This window comes from Glycomyces sp. NPDC046736, assembly GCF_040645615.1.
Lineage (GTDB): Bacteria > Actinomycetota > Actinomycetes > Mycobacteriales > Micromonosporaceae > Glycomyces.
In genome coordinates, this window is record NZ_JBEYYO010000010.1 from 11,259 (window position 1) to 32,901 (window position 21,643).

17 protein-coding genes are annotated in these 21,643 nt (G+C 69.9%); 9 read left to right on the plus strand and 8 right to left on the minus strand.

Translation table 11 applies throughout. From position 1 onward, the window contains the following. Positions 1–145: 145 nt before the first annotated feature. A complete protein-coding gene (locus AB0B28_RS11665; protein WP_360119846.1) occupies positions 146–1,765 on the minus strand; it encodes an ABC-F family ATP-binding cassette domain-containing protein in 1,620 nt (539 codons plus the stop codon). 376 nt (positions 1,766–2,141) lie between these two features. Here AB0B28_RS11665 and AB0B28_RS11670 point away from each other — a divergent pair, with 376 nt between their 5' ends. Beyond that, positions 2,142–2,867, plus strand: a complete 726-nt coding sequence (locus tag AB0B28_RS11670) for a M23 family metallopeptidase (protein WP_360119848.1) — start codon at positions 2,142–2,144, stop codon at positions 2,865–2,867. Positions 2,868–2,962: 95 nt separating this feature from the next. Here the strand turns inward: AB0B28_RS11670 and AB0B28_RS11675 are convergent, their stop codons facing one another. From AB0B28_RS11675 to AB0B28_RS11685, 3 genes are all read right to left on the minus strand, one after another. Then, on the minus strand, positions 2,963–3,934 hold the full coding sequence (locus AB0B28_RS11675; RefSeq protein WP_360119850.1) for a LacI family DNA-binding transcriptional regulator: 972 nt from the start codon (positions 3,932–3,934) through the stop codon (positions 2,963–2,965). Between the two features lie 11 nt (positions 3,935–3,945). Further along, on the minus strand, positions 3,946–6,765 hold the full coding sequence (locus AB0B28_RS11680; RefSeq protein ID WP_360119852.1) for a glycoside hydrolase family 3 C-terminal domain-containing protein: 2,820 nt from the start codon (positions 6,763–6,765) through the stop codon (positions 3,946–3,948). A gap of 335 nt (positions 6,766–7,100) precedes the next feature. Further along, complete coding sequence (locus tag AB0B28_RS11685) at positions 7,101–8,342, minus strand: ROK family transcriptional regulator (RefSeq protein ID WP_360119854.1); 1,242 nt, start codon at positions 8,340–8,342, stop codon at positions 7,101–7,103. 291 nt (positions 8,343–8,633) lie between these two features. Between AB0B28_RS11685 and AB0B28_RS11690 the strand changes: the two genes are divergently transcribed. The 6 genes from AB0B28_RS11690 to AB0B28_RS11715 all read left to right on the plus strand — a co-directional run bounded on the left by AB0B28_RS11690 (position 8,634) and on the right by AB0B28_RS11715 (position 15,202). After that, positions 8,634–10,322: an extracellular solute-binding protein gene (locus tag AB0B28_RS11690; RefSeq protein ID WP_360119856.1), complete on the plus strand. Its 1,689-nt coding sequence runs from the start codon at positions 8,634–8,636 to the stop codon at positions 10,320–10,322. Positions 10,323–10,403: 81 nt separating this feature from the next. Continuing rightward, entirely contained in the window at positions 10,404–11,387 is a 984-nt protein-coding gene (locus AB0B28_RS11695; RefSeq protein ID WP_360119858.1) for an ABC transporter permease subunit, read from the plus strand. Next, positions 11,384–12,328, plus strand: coding sequence for a carbohydrate ABC transporter permease (locus AB0B28_RS11700; RefSeq protein ID WP_360119860.1), 945 nt, complete (start codon positions 11,384–11,386; stop codon positions 12,326–12,328). Before AB0B28_RS11695 ends, AB0B28_RS11700 begins: the two co-directional genes overlap by 4 nt. A gap of 143 nt (positions 12,329–12,471) precedes the next feature. After that, positions 12,472–13,338, plus strand: coding sequence for a hypothetical protein (locus AB0B28_RS11705; RefSeq protein WP_360119863.1), 867 nt, complete (start codon positions 12,472–12,474; stop codon positions 13,336–13,338). A 116-nt stretch (positions 13,339–13,454) separates the two neighbouring features. Further along, positions 13,455–14,411 carry an ATP-binding cassette domain-containing protein gene (locus AB0B28_RS11710; RefSeq protein ID WP_360119865.1) on the plus strand — a complete coding sequence of 319 codons (957 nt, stop codon included), beginning with the start codon at positions 13,455–13,457 and terminating at the stop codon, positions 14,409–14,411. Continuing rightward, positions 14,408–15,202 carry an ABC transporter permease gene (locus tag AB0B28_RS11715; RefSeq protein WP_360119867.1) on the plus strand — a complete coding sequence of 265 codons (795 nt, stop codon included), beginning with the start codon at positions 14,408–14,410 and terminating at the stop codon, positions 15,200–15,202. Before AB0B28_RS11710 ends, AB0B28_RS11715 begins: the two co-directional genes overlap by 4 nt. Here the strand turns inward: AB0B28_RS11715 and AB0B28_RS11720 are convergent. Continuing rightward, positions 15,192–18,065 carry a BTAD domain-containing putative transcriptional regulator gene (locus AB0B28_RS11720; protein ID WP_360119869.1) on the minus strand — a complete coding sequence of 958 codons (2,874 nt, stop codon included), beginning with the start codon at positions 18,063–18,065 and terminating at the stop codon, positions 15,192–15,194. The genes AB0B28_RS11715 and AB0B28_RS11720 overlap by 11 nt on opposite strands. Positions 18,066–18,390: 325 nt before the next feature. Here AB0B28_RS11720 and AB0B28_RS11725 point away from each other — a divergent pair, with 325 nt between their 5' ends. Together AB0B28_RS11725 and AB0B28_RS11730 are read left to right on the plus strand one after the other, a co-directional pair. Next, positions 18,391–18,879: an Imm1 family immunity protein gene (locus AB0B28_RS11725; RefSeq protein WP_360119871.1), complete on the plus strand. Its 489-nt coding sequence runs from the start codon at positions 18,391–18,393 to the stop codon at positions 18,877–18,879. 67 nt (positions 18,880–18,946) lie between these two features. Continuing rightward, positions 18,947–19,486: an N-acetyltransferase family protein gene (locus tag AB0B28_RS11730; protein WP_360119873.1), complete on the plus strand. Its 540-nt coding sequence runs from the start codon at positions 18,947–18,949 to the stop codon at positions 19,484–19,486. Between the two features lie 51 nt (positions 19,487–19,537). Here the strand turns inward: AB0B28_RS11730 and AB0B28_RS11735 are convergent, their stop codons facing one another. From AB0B28_RS11735 to xylA, 3 genes are all read right to left on the minus strand, one after another. Further along, positions 19,538–20,098 carry a PIN domain nuclease gene (locus AB0B28_RS11735; RefSeq protein ID WP_360119875.1) on the minus strand — a complete coding sequence of 187 codons (561 nt, stop codon included), beginning with the start codon at positions 20,096–20,098 and terminating at the stop codon, positions 19,538–19,540. Beyond that, positions 20,089–20,283 carry a type II toxin-antitoxin system VapB family antitoxin gene (locus AB0B28_RS11740; RefSeq protein WP_360119877.1) on the minus strand — a complete coding sequence of 65 codons (195 nt, stop codon included), beginning with the start codon at positions 20,281–20,283 and terminating at the stop codon, positions 20,089–20,091. Before AB0B28_RS11740 ends, AB0B28_RS11735 begins: the two co-directional genes overlap by 10 nt. A 184-nt stretch (positions 20,284–20,467) precedes the next feature. Next, positions 20,468–21,640 (minus strand): xylose isomerase, encoded by a 1,173-nt coding sequence (xylA, locus tag AB0B28_RS11745; protein ID WP_360119879.1) that lies wholly within the window; start codon positions 21,638–21,640, stop codon positions 20,468–20,470. Between the last annotated feature and the right edge of the window lie 3 nt (positions 21,641–21,643).

Sequence of the window (21,643 nt, forward strand, 5' to 3'; positions counted from 1 at the left end):
GCGACACGCGAAGCGACACGCGAAGCGACACGCGAAGCGACACGCGAAGCGACACGCGAAGCGACACGCGAAGCGACACGCGAAGCGACACGCGAAGCGACACGCGAAGGGGCGGGCCGAAGACGGCCCGCCCCTTCGCGTTCGCTCAGGCGAGTTCGACCAGTTCCATCAGGTCGTCGGACCAGAGGTCCTCGTCGCCGTCGGGCAGGAGGATCGCCCGTTCGGGGCGGAGGGCTTCGACCGCGCCCGGGTCGTGGGTGACCATCACGATCGCGCCGCTGAAGCCGTCGACCGCGTCGAGGACCTGCTGGCGACTCGCCGGGTCGAGGTTGTTCGTGGGCTCGTCCAGGAGCAGCACGTTCGCGCCCGAGCAGACCAGGCTCGCCAGCGCCAGCCGCGTCTTCTCGCCGCCCGACAGCACGCCGACGGGCTTGTGCACGTCGTCGCCGGGGAACAGGAACGCGCCGAGGATCTTCCGCAGCTCCGAGTCGGGCAGGTCGGCGCCGGAGTCCGAGGCGGCCGACTGCATCTGCTCCAGGACCGTGCCGGTGTGGTCGAGCGTGTCGTGCTCCTGCGCGAAGTACCCGATGCGCAGGCCATAGCCGGGTTCGACTTCGCCGGTGTCGGGTTCGAGCGTCCCGGCGAGCATGCGCAGGAGGGTGGTCTTGCCCGCGCCGTTGAGACCGAGGATGACCACGCGGGAGCCGCGGTCGATGGCGAGGTCGACGCCGGTGAAGATCTCCAGCGAGCCGTAGGACTTGGAGAGCCCGGACGCGGTGAGGGGGACCTTGCCGCACGGGGCGGGCTGCGGGAGGCGCACGTCGGCGACCTTCTCCTGCACGAGGTCCTCTTCGAGGTTGTCGAGCATCTCCTCGGCGCGGCGGATCATGCCCTTGGCGGCCTTGGCCTTGGTGGCCTTCGCGCCGAGTTTCGCGGCCTGCTTGGTGAGCGTGGCGGCCTTCTTCTCGGCGTTGGCCCTCTCGCGGCGGCGCCGTTCGGCGTCTTCGGCCCTTTGACGCTGGTAGGCCTTCCAGCCGAGGTTGTAGATGTCGATGACCGAGCGGGTGGGGTCGAGGAACCACACGGTGTTGACCACTTCGTCGAGGAGTTCGACGTCGTGGGTGATGAGGACCAGGCCGCCCTTGTGGGCGGCGAGGAAGCCGCGCAGCCAGTTGATGGAGTCGGCGTCGAGGTGGTTGGTGGGCTCGTCGAGCAGGAGGATGCCGTCGCCGTCGTCGGAGAAGAGGATGCGGGCGAGCTCGACGCGGCGCCGCTGGCCGCCCGAGAGGGTCTGGAGGGACTGGGCGAGGATGCGGTCTTCGAGGCCGAGCTTGGAGCAGATGCGGGCGGCCTCGGACTCGGCCTGGTAGCCGCCGCGGGCCGAGAACTGCTCTTCGAGGCGCGAGTAGCGGTTCACGAGCTTGTCGCGCCTGGCGTCGTCGGCGACCTCGGCGAGTTCGGCCTCGGTCTTGGCGAGGTCGGATAGGAGCTGGTCGAGGCCGCGGGCCGAGAGGACCCGGTTGGACGCGGTCTGGGTGAGGTCGGCGAAGCGCGGGTCCTGGGGCAGGTAGCCGAAGGGCCCGTTGTTCTCGATCTTGCCGGTGTAGGGCTGGGTGAGGCCGGCGAGGACGTTCATGGTGGTGGTCTTGCCGGCGCCGTTGCGTCCGACGAGGCCGATCCTGTCGCCGGGCTGGATCCGCAGATCGGCCCCGGACAGGAGGATGCGCGAACCGGCGCGCAGCTCGAGACCGGCAGCGGTGATCATGGGGCACTCCTTCAGGCGACGGCGGGCCGAATCGGCCCAGACCTTCCAAGTTTAGGCGGCGGCCTGCGTCACGGTCATGTCGATATCAATCGGGGGACGCGACGGAGTCGCATGATCACGCTCCGTGTTCTCCCTCCTCCTTTCGGAGGAGGTTCGGCCGCCCCGGGGTGCCGACCTGGCCCGCAAGGGGACCAGTTTGGACGTTGTATCGCCTGGTCATGGGCCGATTGTCGGGATCGGGTCGGATACGTTTCTCCGCGCTATGGGCATACATGACGAGAACCGCGAATCCGCGGGCACCGAAATGAACAGCCGCCGGAGCCGGGTCATCGACCGGATCCGCCGCATCCGTCGCGAGCGTCACAGTTGGCGTTTCGTGTCGGGAGGACTTCTCGGCGCGATCGTGATCGGATGGGCCGTCGCCGCGGTCTCCGGTCAGAGCGCACAGGCCGATGAAGGCAACACCAGGGACCACGGGACGGTCGTGCAGGCCTCCTGGAAGGTCGACGAGATCCTTTCCGAGATGGCCGCGGACGCCGAGGCCGAGAAGGCCGCCGAGGAGCAGGCCGCCGCCGAGGCCGCCGCGCAGGCTGAGGCCGAAGCGCAGGCGCAGGCCGAGGCCGAAGCCGCCGAGCAGGCAGCCGCCGAAGCCGCGGCCGAGGCCGCCGCCGAAGCCGAGAAGCAGGCCATCGCCGAGGCCGAAGCGGCCGCCAACCCGTGGACGACCCCGTCCACCGCCAGCATCACCTCCCACTTCGGCCAGCGCGACGGCCGCCTTCACGGCGGGACCGACTTCGCGAACTGGACCGGCGACGAGATCGTCGCCGCCGGTGCGGGCACCGTGACCTACGTCGGGTTCGAGCCCGGCGGCTACGGCAACGTGCTGTACATCGACCACGGCAACGGCATCGAGACGCGCTACGCGCACGCCTCGGAGATCCTCGTGAACGTGGGCGACAAGGTCGAGAAGGGCGAGACGGTCATGCTCTCCGGTTCGACCGGCCGCTCGACCGGCCCGCACCTGCACTTCGAGGTGCTGCTGGACGGCGAGAAGGTCGACTCGCTCACCTGGTTGCAGGACCAGGGCGTCGACGTCGGCTGACAGAGACTCAACTCTCTCCCCGAAAAGACGGCGGTCCCGGGAAAACGCTCAGCGAGCCGCATGAGCGCGATTTCCCGGGGCCGCCGTTCGGCGTCTCAGCGGACGGTGAGCTGCGGTTCGACGAGGGTGGCGTCGGGGACGGGGAGGCCGTCGAGCTTGCGCATGAGGTGGCGCACGGCGGTCTCGGCGAGGATCTCGGCGGGGACGGGCACCGAGGGCAGCTGCGGGTGGACGCGTTCGGCGACCTCGTCGGGGCCGATGACGACCACGTGGAAGTCCTCCCCCACGTGCTTGCCCGCGTCGGCGAGGGCGTGCATGACGTGCCCGACGGCGGGCTCGTTGTGCACGGCCATGCCGGTCAGGCCCGGGCGGGCCGCGAGGAGTTCCTTGACGGTGCGCTGCACGGCGACCGGTTCGTCGGGGCAGGGCCAGGCCTCGGCGCGGGGGCCGGGGCGCGAGAGGAACCCGTCGCGGACGCGTTCGGCGAAGCCGGTGCGGCGGGCGTAGACCGCTTCGGAGGCGCCCAGCAGCGCGATGTCCTCGCAGCCGCGGCCTGCGAGGTAGTCGGCGCAGACGCGTCCGGCGGCGGTGAAGTCGAGGTCGACGCAGGTCAGGCCGTCGGCTTCGGCGGGGAAGCCGATGAGGACGCTGGGCAGGCCGAGTCGGCGCAGGGTCTCCACGCGCGGGTCGCGCAGTTCGACGTCCATGAGGATGAGGCCGTCGACCATGGCCGAGGCGGCGACGCGGGCCAGGCCCGCGGGGCCTTCGTCGGCGGTCATGAGCAGCACGTCCTGGTCGTGGCGGCGGGCCTCGGTGACCGCGCCGGAGGCGAACTGCATGAGGACGGGCAGGTGCATGCCGTCGCGCAGGGGCAGCATCATCGCGAGGACCCCGGCCCGCCGGGAGGCGAGCGAGCGGGCCCCGGCGTGCGGGTGGTAGCCGAGTTCGGCGACCGCCCGCATGACGCGCCCGGCGGTCTCGGGGGAGATCGAGCGTTTGCCGCTGAGCACGTAGGAGACGGTGCTGGCGGCGACCTCGGCGCGGGCGGCCACGTCGGCGATGGTCACGCCGCGGGCCACTAGGACGCCGTCCCGAAGCGCAGGGTCGAGAGGCGCACGGGTCCCTCGAACGTGACGTAGAGGTCGCAGACCCCGGCGGGGGCGACCAGGTCGACGGTGACGTCGGCGTAGTCGTAGACGCCGCCGGTGGCGGGCGTGTCGATCTTGGCGAGCACGTCGCCGTCGAGCGGGTCGTCGGCGCGCAGCGTCAGCTGCGAGGCCAGTCCGGCCACGCGGGCGGTCACACTCGTGTAGCGCCCGTCCTGGAAGTCGCAGTCGCCGAGCATGATCCAGCCGCCGGCCTCCTCGGCGGCGATCACGTCGCCGGAGGTTCGGTTCTCGTCGCGCCACAGCACGCCCGCGTAGGCGTCGTTCGCGGTGGCGGCCAAGGGGGCGGTGAGGTCGCGGGGGCCGACGACCTCGCCGTCGACGCGCACCGAGGCCGAGAGCACGATGTCGGTCGCGGAGCGGCCGATCATGAGGCGCTGGCGGGACTTCTCGACGATCATGCGGCCGGTGACGTTGTCCCAGTGGGCGAGGTCGTCCACGGCGAGGGTGAAGGTCACGGTCCGGGTCTCTCCTGCGGCGAGGCGGATCTTCTCGAAGCCGCGGAGCTGCCGCAGGGGCTGCTTGACGCGCGAGCCGCACTGGTGGGAGTAGAGCTGGACGACCTCGACGCCGTCGCGCCCGGAGGTGTTGGTGACCTCGACGGTGACGGTGAGGTCCTCGCCGGGGCGGGCCGTCTCGGTGTCGACGGTGAGGTTCGCGTACTTGAACTCGGCGTAGGAAAGGCCGTGCCCGAAGGGGTGGAGCGGCTGGCCGAGGTAGTAGAGGTAGGTCGCGTCCGAGGCGATGATGTCGTAGTCGAGCAGCGCGGGCAGCTCGGCGGCGTCGGTGTACCAGGTCTGCGGGAGGCGGCCCTCGGGGTCGCGGTCGCCGTAGAGGACCGCGGCGAGGGCCGGGCCCCACTCCTGGCCGCCGTGGCCCGACCACAGCACCGCGGGCGGGCGCGTGCCGTCCCAGTTCAGGGCGAACGGATACGACGAGGACATGACCAGGATCGTATTCGGGTTGGCTTCCATCACCTGCCGCAGGAGGCACTCCTGCGACTGCGGGAGGAACAGGTCGGTGCGGTCCTCGGTCTCGCGGCCGTTGATCAGCGGGTGGTCGCCGATGACCACGACGGCCACGTCGGCGTCGGCGGCGAGCGCGGCGGCCTGCTCGTGGCCCTTGGTCACGAACTCGAAGTCGAACGCGGCCGCTTCGGCCAGGTCGGGGCACAGGCGCAGCGTCCCGTCCTCGGCCACGCCGAGCCACTGCCCGGCCTCGGCGTCCTCGGCCTTGTGGATCTGGCGGAACGCGACCTTGCCGCCTTCGATCTCGGCGATGCGGAACGTCTCGGTCACGTCGAACTCGTGCGGGCCGTCCGAGTCGGTGGCCACGCGGCCGTCCTTGGAGGCGTTGACGACCTTGCCGGTGGCCGCGCTGCGGATCAGGTAGGAGAGGCCGCCCCAGTCGAGGAGGTCGAACTGCGCGGCCAGGCCGGTGGCGTCGGTGATCGCGAGGTCGGTGCCGTCCACGGTGACGTAGCCGGTTTTGTGGCGCAGGCGGATCCGGTCGAAGCCCTCGGCGTGGACGACCTCGGCGCGTTCGGCCAGCGCCGCTCGAGCGGTGATCGCGTACGGGAGGGTCCCGGAGTACCAGTCCTGCATCTGGACGTCGGCGAGGGCGCCGACGACGGCGATCTTCTTCGGGGCCTGGAGCGGGAGGAGCCCATCGTTCGCCAGGAGGGTGATCGACTGTGCGGCGGCCTCGCGGGCGAGGGCGCGGTGCTCGGGCGAGTCGACCACGTCGTGGTCGAGGTCGGCGTAGGGGTCCTCGGGGTCGAACTCGCCGAGGCCGAAGCGTACGAAGAGGTTGCGGCGCACCGCGGTGTCGACGTCGGCTTCGGCGAGCAGGCCGCGGTCGAGGGCGGCCTGGAGGTGGGCGAGGACTTCGGCGGGGCGGTCGTCGTCCTGGGTGAAGGAGTCGAGTCCGGCCTTGACGGCGGCGGCGTAGGCGGTGGGGAGGTCCTCGAAGTAGCCCTGGAGGCCCGCGAGGTTGTTGGGCGCGTAGGCGTCGGAGACGACGAAGACCTCGCCGTCGGCCCAGGTGCGCAGGTCGGTGTTGACGAGGGGGGTCACGTGCGCGGGGCGGCCGTTGACGAGGTTGTAGGAGAGCATGACCGCGACCGCGTCGCCGCTCGCCAGTGCCGGGCGGTGGGCGGCGAACTCGTACTCGCGCAGGACTCTGGGCGGCAGGTTCGAGGAGGTGACGCAACGGTCGACCTCGTTGCCGTAGGCAAGGAAGTGCTTGACGGTGGGGGCGGTCTTCCAGGTCGAGCCGTCGTCGCTCTTGAGGCCGCGTGCGTAGGCGGCGCCCATGACGCCGGTCATCCACGCGTCCTCGGAGTAGCCCTCCTCGTTGCGGCCCCAGCGGGGGTCGCGCAGCGGGTTGACGGTGGGGGCCCACACGTTGCGGCCGACCTTGACCGGGTCTTTGCGGTGGAAGGCGAGCACCTCGTCGGCCACGGCCGCGCCCACGCGTTCGACCAGCTCGGGGTTCCAGGTCGCGCCGAGGGCCACGACCTGCGGGAACACGGTGGCCTCGCCGAGCCACGCGAGCCCGTGGAGGGCTTCGGTGCCGGTCTTGAAGGGGCCCATGCCGAGTCGTTCGACCGGCCGGTGGTACTGGTGCAGGAGGCCGAGCTTCTCGTCGAGGGTGAGGCGGGCGAGGAGGTCGGCGACGCGGTCCTCGCGGGAGAGGTCGGGGTCGCGGAAGGCGGGACGCGGCTCGTTCATGTGGGACTTCCTTGGTGGACTTCGCTGTCGCTGGCTGTGCGGGGCCGGTGAGGGGCCGAGTTGTGGTCCGTCGAAGCGCTTCGACGACGCGAGCCGGGTGACCGGCCCGAGTTTTCAGTGAAGAACCTTGTCGAAGCGCTTCGATTGAGGAATGCAAGATTTCTACACCCGGGCCCGACCGGAGTCAAGGCGCGGACGCCGCTGCGGCGAGGAAAGGTGACGGTTTCGCCCGCAACGCGGGCCTGGTGCCTGCGAAAACAGGCGGGGTAACAGTTCTGAAACAACGCCGACTCTCAGGTCGACGCCACTGATCCTATAGGATATATGATATAGGATCAGCGTCCGAGCGGGGTGGGCATCTTCCCTGCGTCGATGTCGTTGAGGATGCCGGTGGCCGCGCCGAGCGCGGGGGCCTCGTGGCCGAGCGCCGAGACCACGATCTCGGCCCCGCCCGCGCCCGAGGCGTGGGTGCGCGCGGCCAGCTCGGTCTCGGCCGCGGGGCTGATCCAAGGGCTCAGTGCCTGGTAGTGGCCGCCGAGGACCACGACTTCGGGGTTGAGGAGGTCCACGGCGAGGGCCACGCCCGCGCCGAGCGAGCGGCCGATGCGCTCCAGGGCCTCGACCACGCGGGCCTCCCCCGCGCGGGCGCGCGTGACGATGTCCTCGACTTCGGCCTCGACCTCGGCTCCGGCGATGTCGTCGGCTTCGGACAGCTCGTCGAGCACGGCGCGGACGCCCGCGAAGTCCTCGACCCGTCCGACGCGGCCGTCGATCTCGACCAGGAGGTTGCCGATCTCCCCGGCGAAACCCGTTGCGCCGCGGCGCAGTTCGCCGTCGACGATCAAGCCCGCGCCGAGTCCGATCTCGCCGGTGAGATAGATCATGTTGGACACGCCGGCCCAGGACCCGAAGCGCTGCTCGGCGACCGCGCCGAGGTTGGCGTCGTTGTCGACCGTGACGGCGTGCTTGGGGTCGCGCATGGCCGCCCGCAGGCGCCCGGTCAGGTCGAAGTCGCTCCAGCCGAGCATCGGGGCGCGCTGGACGGCGCCCTCGTTGTCGATCATGCCGGGGACGGCCACGGCCAGGCCGAGGATCTGGCGGCCCTCGGCGTCCATCTTGTCCACCGCGCGCTTGGCGAGGGCGGCCAGCACCGAGACCGAGCGCCCGGGCGTGGACCCGGCCCCGTCGTGGGCGCGGCGCCAGGACAGGAGGCGGTTCCCGGCCAGGTCGACGGCGACGAGGGTCATGTAGTCGACGTTGATCTCGACCCCGAGCGAGGCGTAGTAGCCGGTGTCGACGCTCAGCAGCACCGCGGGGCGGCCGATGTTGCCGATGACCGAGCCGGACTCGCGCAGGACGCGGCGCTCGATGAGCTCGGCGACCAGTGAGGACACGGTGGCCTTGTTCAGGCCGGTCTTGGCGGCGAGGTCGGCGCGGGAGCAGCGGCCCTCGGCGCGGACCTGCCGGAGCACGAAGCCGAGGTTGTTGGCCCGCACGTCCGTGAAGTCGGCGCGCTTGGCGCGTCGCGGCGCTTCGTCGCCGTGCCCGGCCGACTTCGCCGCTATGCGCATCGCCATGTTCGTCCTCCTGCTGTCTTCGCGCCCGCCGTCGGCCGTTGGTTCACGCCTTCGATTGGCATTGTCGTGGATGGCGACCAACGGTCGTCGAGCAGTCCCCGACAGTGGCGCACGCAAGCGCTCCACCACAAGGCCCGTTCCCCAATCGTGATCAATCCGCGCTCGTTTCGCTCGACCCCTGGCTTGTGCGGGGTGTCACCGTGCGCTACTTTAGTTTATCGAATAGCCGAACTAATTACCGGCCTCACTCCTCGAAATCCCTCACAGCTTCACGACCGAAAGGACAGCAACGTGGCTTCTCCCTCAGACGGGTCGACCCTCCGGCGCCGATCCCTGTTCAAGGCCGCCGGAATCGGCGCCGCGGGCATCGCGGGCCTCCCCGTCATGGCCGCTTGCAGCGACATCGAATCGGGCGGCGGCTCCTCGCAGGTCCAGACCGGGTTCGACTTCCTTCCCGAGTACAAGGAGTGGAAGCTCCCGCTGGAGCCCGACCTGATCGGCGAGCCGCCGAACCACCCCTCGGGCTTCACCTCCTACCCCGAGCCGGTCCAGGCGATCACCGACACGCCCTCGGGATCGGGCACGTACGAGATCACCGTCCCCATGTGGGGCGAGGCGCCCTCGACCGGCGACGACTACTACGCCACCGTCCAGGACGCGTGGGGCGGCACCGTGGTCAACCTCCGCCACGCCGACGGCAACACCTACGCCGAGACCTCGCAGCAGTGGTTGCAGGCCAACGAGTTCGGCGACGGGATCCAGATCTTCAGCTGGATGCTGTACGCCCACCCCGACTTCCGCGAGACGGTCGTGAACACCTTCTACGACCTGACCGACATCGTCTCGGGAGACATCTCCGACCGCTGGCCGCTCCTGGCCGGCCTCGGCGACGAGGTCTGGGGCAAGGCCGTGTGGTCGACCGACCCCGACGACCCCGAGTCGGCCCGCATCTTCGGCATCCCCGGGTCCATGCTCGGCGGGACCCAGAACGCGATGTTCTACCGCACCGACCTGCTCGACGAGCTCGGCATGGACGTCCCCACGACCACCGCCGAACTGCTCGACGTGGCCCGCGCCTTCTCCGACGACGCGGCCGGCAAGTGGGCGTTCCTGGGCACCGACTGGCTCACCTCGGCCTGGTTCGGGCTCGCCTCGGGCGACGGCTGGGCCTACATCGACGGCAAGCTCGTGCACAACTGCGAGCGCCCCGAGTACACCGAATGGCTCGAGTTCCGCCGCATCCTGCACGACGAGAAGCTCCAGCACCCCGACATCGCCAGCGGCACCCTCGACACCAAGGCGCTGTTCAAAGCCGGCACCAGCCTGTTCCAGCAGGACGGCATGACCTTCTGGAGCGAGTACACCGACTGGGTCGCCAACGGCGAGGCCCCCGGCGGCATCGGCGCGCTCGGCGCGATCGCGGTCGAGGGGCGCACGCCGCTCGTGCATGCCAAGGCCGACGTCGAAGGCTGGGTCTTCCTCAACAAGGACCTCTCCCAGGAGCAGGTCGAAGAGCTGCTCGACGTGGCGAACTTCTGCTCGTCCCCCTACGGCACCCGGGAATGGGAGCTGCTGGAGTACGGCGTCGAGGGCACACACTTCAACTACGGCGAGGACGGCACCCCGGTCTTCACCGAGCTGGGCGTCAGCGTCGTCCAGGCCCCGGTCAACTACAAGACCTTCTCCGGCGAGGTCCAGAAGTTCCTGACCGGCCCGCCCGCGATGGTCCAGGCGCTGTTCGACCAGAACGCCGCGCTCAAGGAGTACTTCGAGGAGGACATCTGGGCCGGCGTCCGCGTCGAGGCCCCCGCGGCCTACACCGCCGCCTCGCAGAGCCGCATGGACCAGGAGAACGACGTGGCCTTCGGGCGCGCCGAACTCACCGACGTCCCCTCGATCGTCGAGACGTTCCTCAAGAACGGCGGCGAAGAGGGCCGCGAGCACTTCACCGCTGTCTACGAAGCGCTGCACGGCGAGTAGTCCGGCGGCCGGGCGGGTCTCCGCCCGGCCGCACCCACCTTGTTCCCCTGACCGCGAACCGGACCGGATACCGACATCACGATGGCAGCACTCCAGACTTCAGTTCAGGGAGCCGCGTCGGCCCCCGCAGCGCGTCCCCTCGTCAAGCGCAGGCGGACGCTGGGGCAGCGGCTCCGCCACGACTGGCCCCTGCTCCTGCTCACGCTGCCCGCCATGGCGCAGCTGGCGATCTTCTTCTACTGGCCCAGCGCGTGGAACATCATCGCGTTCATGGACTACAGTCCGCACCGGCCGTTCTGGGAGAACCCGTTCGTGGGACTGGCCTGGTTCGAGCGGCTGTTCTCCGACCCGTACTTCCTTCCGGCGCTGGGGAACACGCTCAAGTTCGCGCTCGCGCAGCTGACGTTCGTGTTCCCGCTGTCGATCGCGCTGGCGCTGGTGATGCACAGCGTGGTCTCGACCAAGGTCCGCAGCCTGTTCCAGTCGGTGGTGTACCTGCCGTACTTCTTCTCGTGGGTCCTGGTCGTGACCGTGTTCGTGCAGATGCTCGGCTCCGACGGCCTGGTCTCGAACCTGCTGCTCCAGTCCGGCGGCGAGCGGTTGAGCTTCATGACCAACGGCGACTCGTTCGTGTTCCTGGCCTGGATGCAGTGGGCCTGGAAGGACGCGGGCTGGGGCATGATCATCTTCCTGGCCGCGCTCGCCTCGATCAACCCGAGCCTGTACGAGGCCGCGGCGGTCGACGGCGCGGGACGCTGGAAGCGCATGTGGCACATCACGCTTCCGGGCATCCGGCCGGTCATCGTGCTGCTGCTCATCCTCCAACTCGGCGGCATCCTGACCGTCGGGTTCGAGCAGTACCAGCTGCAACGCGAATCGGTCGGCTTCGGCGCGACCGAGGTGCTCGACACCTTCGTCTACTACCGCAGCATCATCGGGCCCCAGTCCGAGTCCTTCGGCACCGCGGCGGGCCTGTTCAAGGGCGTGATCGGGCTGATCCTGATCCTCATCGCCAACAGCGTGGCCCACCGCCTCGGAGAGCAAGGGATCTACCAGAAGTCATGACCACCAACGAGATTCGGATCCAGCCGCGGCGCGGCGCCAACAAGCGCCCGTCCTGGGACGAGGAGCCGTCGCTCCTGGGCAAGACGGTCAAGGCGCTGTTCCTGGTCTGCTACGCGGCCGCGATCGTGCTGCCGATCTGGGCGGTCGTGGCGACCAGCTTCGCCAGCGAGGAGGCGCTCTCCCGCGCCGGCGGCAACCTGCTGCTCATCCCCACCGAGGTCAGCCTCAAGGCGTACGAGGAGATCTTCTCGGGCGGCGCGCTCACCGAGTCGCTGCTGCTGACGCTGGCCCTGACGCTGGGCGGCACCGCCATCAGCATGGTGATCACCATCGGCGCGGCCTACGGGCTCTCGCGTCCGGGGACGCTGCTGCACCGGCCGCTGCTGATGCTGGTGCTGTTCACGTTCCTGTTCGCGCCGGGCCTGTACCCGAGCTTCCTGGTGGTGCAGTCGCTGGGCCTGTTCAACAGCTACTGGTCGCTGATCCTGCCGATGGCCATGAACGCGTTCAACCTGATCGTGCTGCGGGCGTTCTTCATGAACAGCGTCCCGGGCGAGCTCCTGGACGCGGCCAGGATGGACGGCGCGGGCGAGTTCCGGACCCTGTTCAAGATCGTCCTGCCGATGTCGAAGGCGATCCTGGCCGTCATCGCGCTGTTCTACGCGGTCATGTACTGGAACATCTACTTCCAGGCGGTGCTGTACATCCCCAGCCAGGAGGTCCAGCCGATCCAGGTGGTGCTCCAGCGGATGCTCATGTCGACCCAGGGCCTGCCCGGCGCGGCCTCGCAGGCGAGCCAGTACCAGGCCGCGGCCGCCGCGCCGACCGCCGCGTTGAAGATGGCGGTCGTGGTGTGCACGATCGTGCCGATCGTGATCATGTACCCGTTCATCCAGAAGCACTTCACCAAGGCCGTCATCACCGGGGCCATCAAGGGCTGAATCGTCGGACAAGGGCCGTCTCGCGCCGCGGGGCGGCCTTTTTCCGGGCTGTGTCCGGGTCCTGACTCGACTGTCGGCGGCGGCGGATTGTTAGACTCCGCACTGCCGTAACGGCTCGTCCCTACGCCGGAAACAGGTCCCTCATGGATGCTCCCTCAAGTGCCGCCCGCGGTGTGCTCACCGGCCGAACATGGGCGTGGGCCGTGGCCGCCGTGGTCTGCGCCGCGGCCCTCACGGTCGGCGCGCTCACGATGATCCCCGCGCCGGAGGGCACGATCTCGTTCGCGCCCGAACCCGAGCCCGAACAGATCGACCCCGAGCAGTACGCGGCGGAGCTGCTCGAAGGGCTGACCGGCGAGTTCAGTTTCGTGCTGTACGACACGGCCTCGGGCGAGTACCTGCTCAGCCACAACCCCGACGAGGCGAAGCAGACGATGTCGGTGGTCAAGATCCTGATCGCGGTGGGCGCTCTGGAGCGCGGGGCCGACCCGGGCCGGGTGGCCGAGATGATCTCCCGCAGCGACGACGCGATCGCGAACGACCTGTGGGGCATGGTCGACCGCACGGCCGTGGTCGAGGAGCAGGCCGCGGCGATGGGGCTCCGGTTCACGACGCCGTCGACCGATCCGGGCCGCTGGGGCGACACGTTGATGTCGGCCTCGGACGCGGTGCGGATGTACGAGTACGTGCTCACCGAGCTGCCCGAGGAGGCCCGCGCGGTGATCCTCGACGCGATGGCCCAGACCACCGAGTTCGGGTCCGACGGCTACGACCAGACGTTCGGCATCCCCGAGGCCGCGGCCGGACTCGACTGGGCGGCCAAGCAGGGCTGGGGCTGCTGCAAGCCCGACCGGTACCTGCTCTCGACCGGCACGATCGGCTCGGACGACCGCTACATCGCGGCGATATTCGGGACGTTCGACGAGACCGTGGTGGACGAGGCGGCGTCCGGTGCGGAGATGACCGCGGTGGCCGCAGGGCTGATCGCGTTCCTGCCCGAAGGGGTCTGAACTGGGAATACACCGGTGACAGGCCGGTGAAACCGGCGGTGAAAGCCCCGTGAAAGCCCGGTGAGAGGCCGCGGTCGCAATCTGGTTCCACAGCAAGCGAACCAGAGAGGCACCCCATGAAGTACGCGATCGAAGTCCGAGGGCTGGTGAAGGCCTTCGGCGAGGTCCGCGCCCTCGACGGCGTCCACCTCGCCGCCGCGCCCGGCACCGTCCTGGGCGTCCTGGGCCCCAACGGCGCGGGCAAGACCACCGCCGTGCGGATCCTGTCCACGCTCACCACCGCCGACGCCGGGACGGCCCGCGTGCTCGGCCACGACGTCGCCGCCGAGGCCGGGAAGGTGCGCGAGCGCATCGGGCTCACCGGCCAGTACGCCGGTCTCGACCCGGCCCTGTCGGGCGAGCAGAACCTCATGCTCATCGCCCGGCTCCTCGGCGCGTCCCGCCGCCAGGCCAGGCAGCGCGCCCACGAGCTCATCGAGCGGTTCGACCTGGCGCACGCGGCCGGTCGCGCCGCCGACAAGTACTCGGGCGGGATGCGGCGCCGCCTCGACCTGGCCGCGTCGATCGTGCGCAGGCCCGAGGTGTTGTTCCTCGACGAGCCGACCACGGGCCTCGACCCCAAGAGCCGGGGCGGGCTGTGGGACATCGTCCGCGAACTCGTCGCCGAGGGCACCACGGTCCTGCTCACCACCCAGTACCTGGAGGAGGCCGACCAGCTCGCCGACTCGATCGCGGTGATCGACACCGGCAAGGTCATCGCCTCGGGCACCCCGTCCCAGCTCAAGCAGACCGTCGGCGGCCAGGTCCTGCGCCTGTCCCCCGCCAGGCCCGAGAGCCTCGGCCAGCTCGCGCAGCTCGCCGACTGGGCGATCGGGGCGCAGTCGCGCCAAGAGGACGGCGATCTCGTGGTGCCGGTCGCACATGCCGGGGAGGCCCAGGCCGTGATGGCCCGGGTCGGGCAGGCCGGGATCGACCTGACCGGGTTCGGCCTGCACGAACCGACCCTGGACGAGGTGTTCCTGACCCTCACCGGGCACACCGCCGAGACGAAGCAGAAGGAGCTCGCAGCATGACCACCGCGACCACCACCTGGACCACCACCCGCGGGCCGTTGGCCCAGGCCGCCTCGATGACCGCGCGGTCGCTCGCCTCGATCCGGCACCAGCCCGCGCAGCTCATCGAGTTCTTCATGATCCCGCTGATGATCCTGCTGTCCATCACGTTCTTCATGGGCGGCCAGATGATGGGCTCGTGGAAGGACTTCCTCCAGTACGCGGGGCCGACCATCATCGCGATGGGTCTGTTCTTCGCGATCACCGCGACCGGGCTGGGCCTGTACGGGGACATCAAGGAAGGGGTGTTCGACCGCCTCACCGCGATGCCGGTCTCGCGGTTCGCGCTGCTGGCCGGGCGGATCGCGGCCGACATGGTCAAGCACACGTGGGCGCTGCTCGTGGTCGGCGGCGTGGCGTTCGCGATCGGCTACCGCTCGGACGGCGGCGTGCTCGGGACCGCAGGGGCCGCGCTCGCGCTGCTGCTGTTCCTGTTCGCCGCGTCCTGGACGATGGCCCTGGTCGGGCTCACCGCCAAGAGCGAGGAGCAGATCCAGACCTGGATGATCAGCCTGCTCATGCCGTTGGCGTACACGTCCACGATCTTCATCGAGAAGGACACGCTGCCCGGGCCCGTGCAGTGGTGGGCCTCGGCCAACCCGCTCACGGCCCTGGCCGACACGATGCGGATGTTCCTCAGCGGAGGGACGCCGGGTTCGGAGACGCTCGCGCTCCTGGCCTGGTGCGCGGCGATCCTGGCGGTGTTCGTGCCGCTCTCGCTGCGGGCCTACCGGCGCAAGCTCACAAGCTGAACGGCCACTCGCTGCCGCTAACCATCCCGGCGGCCCGGATCTCCAGATCCGGGTCGCCGGTTTCGCGCGCCAGGTCCACGAGCTGGCGGTACAGCTGCAACGCCACGTCGGAGAAGTCGCGGAACTGCGGCAGCGCGGCCTCGGCGTCCAAGAGCTCGTCGCGGGCCTCGGCGACCCTTCCCAAGCGGCGCAGGCAGATCGCGGCCGAGATGCGCGAGGCCACCACGTTCTCGTCGTTGCCGATCCGCTCGGCCCGCCCGGTCATCGCCCGCATCCGCTCCAGCACCGAGGCCGGGTCGTCCCCGTGCTCGGCGTCGATGCGCCACAGCGTCTCGGCCACCACCGAGTCGGCCAGGTCGGCGCCGAACTCGGCCTCGGCCTCGACGGCGCGCACCAGCAGGCGCCTGGCTTCGGCGTAGTCCCCCGCGGCCATCCGGACGCCCGCCACGGCCTGGAGGGACAGGATGAGCCCGAAGCGCTCCCCGATCCGCTCGAAGATCGCCAGCGCCTCGCCCAGTTCGGCTTCGACGAGTTCGAGGCGGCCCGCGCGCCCGGAGAAGTCGGAGACGAACAGCAGGCCCACGCCGCGGACCCAGGCGTCCTGTTCGCGGTCGAGTGAGTCCAGGATGGCGCGCAGGCGGGCCTCGTCACCGGCGAGCAGGGCGCGGATGATGGGCACGATCTGGGTCATGGGTTCGGATCGGCCGAGGTCGTGGGCTTGGATGAGGCGTTCGGCCTCGGCGTACCCTGCGTCGACGGCGGCGGGGTCGAGCGAGCCGGCCCACATGGCCCAGTTGCCGGCCATGGCGACCTTCGCGCGCAGGAGCGGGTCGACGGGGCCTTCCATGCCGCGGACCTGGGCGGCGAGTTCCTGGCCTTCGCGGCGGTAGCCGCGCATCCACCAGTACCAGGAGGCCGGGGCCACGGCGCGGTGGGCGAGGTTCGCGTCGCCCGAGGCGATGGTACGGCGGATGGCGGCGGTGAGGTTGCCGTGGTCGAGGGCGAGGCGGTCGAGCCATTCGACCTGTTCGGCCCTCATGAGGTGGGGTTCGGCGGCTTCGGCGAGGCGGGCGTAGTGCTCGGCGTGGCGCGTGTAGTACTCGGCGGTCTCGCCGCGTTCGGCCAGGCGGGAGGCGGCGTATTCGCGCACGGTCTCCAGGAGGCGGTAGCGGCCGCCGCTGAGGTGCTGGACGAGGGACTTGTCGACCAGGCCGGTGATGGCGTCGGCGTCGGTGGCGCAGACTTCGCAGGCGGCGTCGAGGTCGACGGTGCCGTTGAAGACCGAGAGGCGGGCGAGGGCTTCGCGTTCGGCGGGGTCGAGGAGGTCCCAGGACCAGTCCACGACGGCGCGGAGGGTGCGCTGCCTGGGGGCGGCGGTGCGGGGGCCGCGGCCGAGGAGGCCGAAGCGGTCGCCGAGGCGCGCGGCGAGGTCTGCGAGGCTCATGGCGCGCAGGCGGGCGGCGGCGAGTTCGATGGCCAGCGGGAGGCCGTCGAGGGCGGCGCAGATCTCAATCACGGTGCGGGCGTTGGATTCGTCGACGGTGAACGCGGGGTCGCTTTGGCGGGCGCGTTCTTCGAAGAGGCGGATCGCGGCGTGGGAGGCGAGGTCTGCGGGGTCGGCGTCGGGTTCGGGGGTGGGGAGGGGGCCGACGTCGAACACGGTCTCGCCGGTGATGCCGAGGGCTTCGCGGCTGGTGGCGAGGACACGCAGGCCGGGGACGCGGCCCAGGAGGGAGGCCAGGAGCGCGGCGACGTCTTCGACGAGGTGTTCGCAGTTGTCGACCACGATGGTCGGTTCGCGGTTCCAGAGGGCCTCTTCGAGGCGGGTCGCCGGGTCGTCGCCGCCGCGGGCGAGGATGGATTCGCCCAGGCCGAGGGCGTCGATGAAGACCTCGGGGAGGCGGGAGGGGTCGGCGACGGGCGCGAGTTCGACCATGCCGACGTCGCGGCCGCCCAGGCCGATACGGCGGATGACTTCGAGGGCGAGGCGGGTCTTGCCGGTGCCGCCGGGGCCGGTGAGGGTGACCAGGCGACCGGCCTTGAGGAGTTCGGGGAGGGCGGCGAGCTCGCTCTCGCGGCCGATGCAGGCGGTGAGCGGTTGGGAGATGCGGTTCGCCTTGGGGTGCGTGGGGGCCGGGGCGGTGCCGCGGAGGATGTCGAGGTGGGCCTCGGTGAGGACCGGCGAGGGGTCGACGCCGAGGTCGTCGGCGAGTGCGCCTCGGACGGTCTCGAACAGGGCGAGGGCCTCGGCTTGGCGTCCGGAGGCGGCGAGGGCCCGCATGTAGCGGGCGGCCTCGGGTTCGTCGAGAGGGTTGGCGGCGTGGCGGGCGGCGAGGTCGGCGAGCACGGTGTCGGCGCCGTCGAGGTGGATTCGGGCGTCGAGGAGGAGCGCGGCGACGGCCTCGCGGCGGGCGGTGAGGCGGACCAGGGCGGTGTCGGCGAAGGCGTGTTCGAGGTCGGCCAGGGCCGGGCCGCGCCAGAGTTCGAGGGCGGCCTCGGCGAGGTGGCGCACGGTGGCGGGGGCGCCGGTGCGGGCGGCGGTCTCGGCGCGGGCGGCGAGGCGCTCGAAGTCGGCCACGTCGGTGTCGGCGTCGGTGAGGCGGTAGCCGCCGGGGCCGGAGACGATGCGGTCGCCGAGGAGGCGGCGCAGGCGGGAGAGTTGGGTGTGGAGGGCCCCGGCGGCGTTGGCGGGGGCGGCGGCGCCTTCGGGCCAGGCGGCGTCGATGAGAGTGTCGGCGCTGAGCGCGCGGGGGCTGTCGAGGGCGAGGCGGGCGAGGAGCGCGCGCTGGCGTCCGGCCGGGACGGGCACTTCGGTCCCGGTCTCGTCCAGCACCCGCAATGGTCCCAGCAGCTCCACTCGCATCGTTCTATCTTGCCGCGCTGGCGGTCAGGGGCGGGGGCGGGTCCGGCCCCGGTGACGATTCGCGATCCAGATTGGAAACTGCGACTTGCATGGACAGGTTGTCACAGCACGTCATGGGACTTCTGTCGGCTTCCCGACTGATCGGCGAAATGGCATGATCGCGCACGTACTGTCGTCTACAAACCCCAATCGGCTTCCTTTGGGGGAGCCGGACTTTCTGCGGCCCTTGCGAGGTGTGGTGTCCGACATGGCGATCCGACTCGAATCCCAGCGCGACTCCCCGTCGCGCTCGACCGCGTTCCCCGACCCGGAAGGAGCACCTCCGATGAGCGCTGGTCCCGCGGGCGCGCACGTCGCCGGCTACTGCGCCGAGTTCCAGCTCTGCACCAGGGACAACGGGACGCGGATCCTCCTCGCCTACGACCCGAGCGGGGTGGCCGCGGCGGTGGCCACGATCCTGGCCTCGGACCTGGTGCAGGTCGCGACCGCTCACGTGAGGGACCGGCCCGGGTACGAACCGGGCGGGCGTCCCGACCACGGCCTCAAGATCATCGCCGACCGCGCCAGCGAGGTCGGCGCGCTGTCCTACTACGGGCCCGGCGGCGAGGACTACGGCCCGGGCGCGTGGATCACCTACTCCGAAGACGGACACGGCAAGGGCGTGCGGCTGGTGCGCGACATGGACACCGAGAGCCTGTTCCCGGCCGACTCGCACATCGCGCTGAGCACGCTCGCGCGGGCGGTCGAGGACTTCAGGGCCACGGGCGGGCTGCGGCCCACGAACTGCGCGTGGCGCCCGAGCACGATGTGGTGACGCGGCAGTCGTCCGCTTGACGGGATCACGGCGGTTACCGGCCGGTACGGCCCGATAGGCTTCGGCCATGAGCACCACCGAAGTGCGCTTCGCGCGAGCCGGGGACGCGCCCGCCGCCGCGGCGATCCTCAACCACTACATCGCCGAGTCCGACGCGAACTTCCGCACCGAGCCCTACACGGCCGAGGAGTGGGCGGCACAGCTCGAAGGCGCCGCCGGACAGTACCCGTACCTGGTGGCCGAGACCGGCGGGGACGTGGCGGGCCTGGCGTACGCGGGGCCGTGGCGCCCGAAGCAGGCGTACGCATGGACCGCCGAGGCGACCGTGTACCTCTCCCCCGCGCACCTGGGCCTGGGCATCGGGTCGCTGCTGTACCGCGAACTGCTCGCGCGCCTGGAGAAGCAGGGCTTCCGCAGCGTCATGGCCCAGATAACGCAGCCCAACCCCGGCAGCGAGGCCCTGCACGAGCGCTTCGGCTTCGAACTCCTCGGCTCCATCCGCGACGCCGGGTACAAGCGCGGCGCCTGGCACAGCGTCGGCATCTGGCAGCGGCAACTGGCAGACCTCACCGACCCGCCCGTCCCGCCTGCCCCGGCCGACCGCTGAGGTTCCAATGGAACTCTGATGATTCTCCCGGTGAACGCGCCACCTCGCCCCCTAATGTTCAGGGCAAGGGGAAAGCGATCCTCCTGAGGGGGACGAACGCCTTACGGCGCTCGTCGTTCCAACTGATGGGTGTGGGGTTGAGAAACGGGCCCGGAGCAAAAGCTCCGGGCCCGTTTCCGTGCATTGCGGGGGTAAGTCGGCTTCGCCGGGGGGAACGACCCACTCGACGGCCTGCCCGGTGACCTCGGCGATCCGGTCGAAGTCCTTGTCGTAGTGGAGGACGGTCACGCCATGCCTTTCCGCCGTGGCGGCGATGAGCAGGTCGGGAATGCCGACCTTGCGGTGCAGGCCCTTGCCGACGAGCGCGTTCTGGACTTCAGAAGCGCGGTCCCAGACTTCGTCGGGCATGGTCAGCCGCTCGTGTCCGACGAAGGTGCCCCTGATGTAATCCGATTCCACGGAGTTCCGGGCGCTCACCAGCATCTCCATTTCAACGATGCGACACAGGCCGAGGAGGCCCTGGTCGAGCAGTGGGCCGAGACGCGAAGCGACCAGCGGTTGCTGGATACGCCAGTAGGCGCTCTTGTCGACCAGGAATTTCGCTACTGCCACGCCCGCTCCATCAGCTCCTCGTCGCCGAAGTCGGGAAGGCCGCCCCCTGCGATCCAGTCGAAGAGCTCCCGCCGCTTCCGGCGATCGACCGCGTCCTTGAGCGCGGCATTGACGGTCGCCACCTTGGTCTTCGTTCCGAAGATCACGCTGGCCTGATCAAGGAGGTCGTCATCGAGATTGATCACTGTTCTAGTCATCGTTTTCACCTCCTGACCATACCGATTCAATACGATCGATCATACCTTCATTTGCGGCGTGTCGCCTCCTTGAGCAAATTTTCTCGACATCTCTAACTACTAGAACAAGATATCGTTACGACGGTGGCCCCGGAGCAAAACTCCGGGGCCACCGTCGTTGAAATCGTAGACGCTAACGAACGCCGTAGAGGTGTTCGAGGGCGAGTTGGTCCAGGGCCTCGAACGCCATGCCCTTCGCCGCCAAAGCCTGGACGTCGACCTCAACGTCTTTCACGTCCGACCAGGTTTCACCCTCGGCCAGGGTCGGGACCGCGAGTTGGTCGACCCGCGCGGCCTTGAGCGCTGCCTGTACCTCGGGGTCGGCCCGGAACGCTTTGACCTTGTCGCGCAGGATCAGGTAGTTGCGCATACACGCCGCTGCCGAGACCCACACGCCCTTGTCGTCCTCGGTGCGCGGGGGCTTGAAATCGAAGTGGATCGGACCCGTGTATTGGCCCTTCGCGATGCCCTCTTCGACCGCGTCGACGGTCCAGAACGCGCCGCCGACATTCCCGGCACCGAACCGCAGGTCCTGGTCATACCGCGGACCAGTCTGCCCATTCAAATCGATGTGGTAGAGCTTCCCGTGCCACAGCGCTTGCCGGATCCCGGCCGCGTAGTCGAGCCCGGCCATCTCCTCATGCCCGATCTCCGGGTTGATCCCCACCAACTCGGGGCGCTCCAACTCGTTGATGAACGCCAACGCGTGACCGAGCGTCGGGAGGAGAATGTTCCCGCGGGGTTCGTTCGGCTTCGGCTCGATCGCGAACCTGAGGTCATACCCCTGCGAGACGACATACTCGCCCAGGACATCGAACGCTTCCTTCATCCGCGCCATCGCCGACTGGACATCTTTCGACCCACCCGACTCGGCACCTTCACGACCACCCCACGCGACATACACCTCAGCACCCAACTCGGCCGCCAGGTCGATATTCCGCATCACCTTGCTGATCGCGAACCGGCGCACGTCGCGGTCGTTCGCGGTGAACCCGCCGTCTTTGAAGACCGGGTGGCTGAAGAGATTCGTGGTCGCGGTCGTGACCTTCAGACCCGTCTCATCCAGGGCCTTACGGAACGCGGCGACCTTCGCCTCCTTCTCCGCCTCGGAGTCATCGAAACCGAACACGTCATTGTCATGGAAATTCACCCCGTAAGCGCCGATCGCGGCGAGCTCACGCACCGCCCGGTCCGCACTCATCGGCGCCCGCGTCGCCGACCCGAACACATCCTGCGCCGCCCAACCCACCGTCCAAATCCCAAACGAGAACTTGTCCTCGGGAACCGGCGTGTACTTGTCAGTCATGTT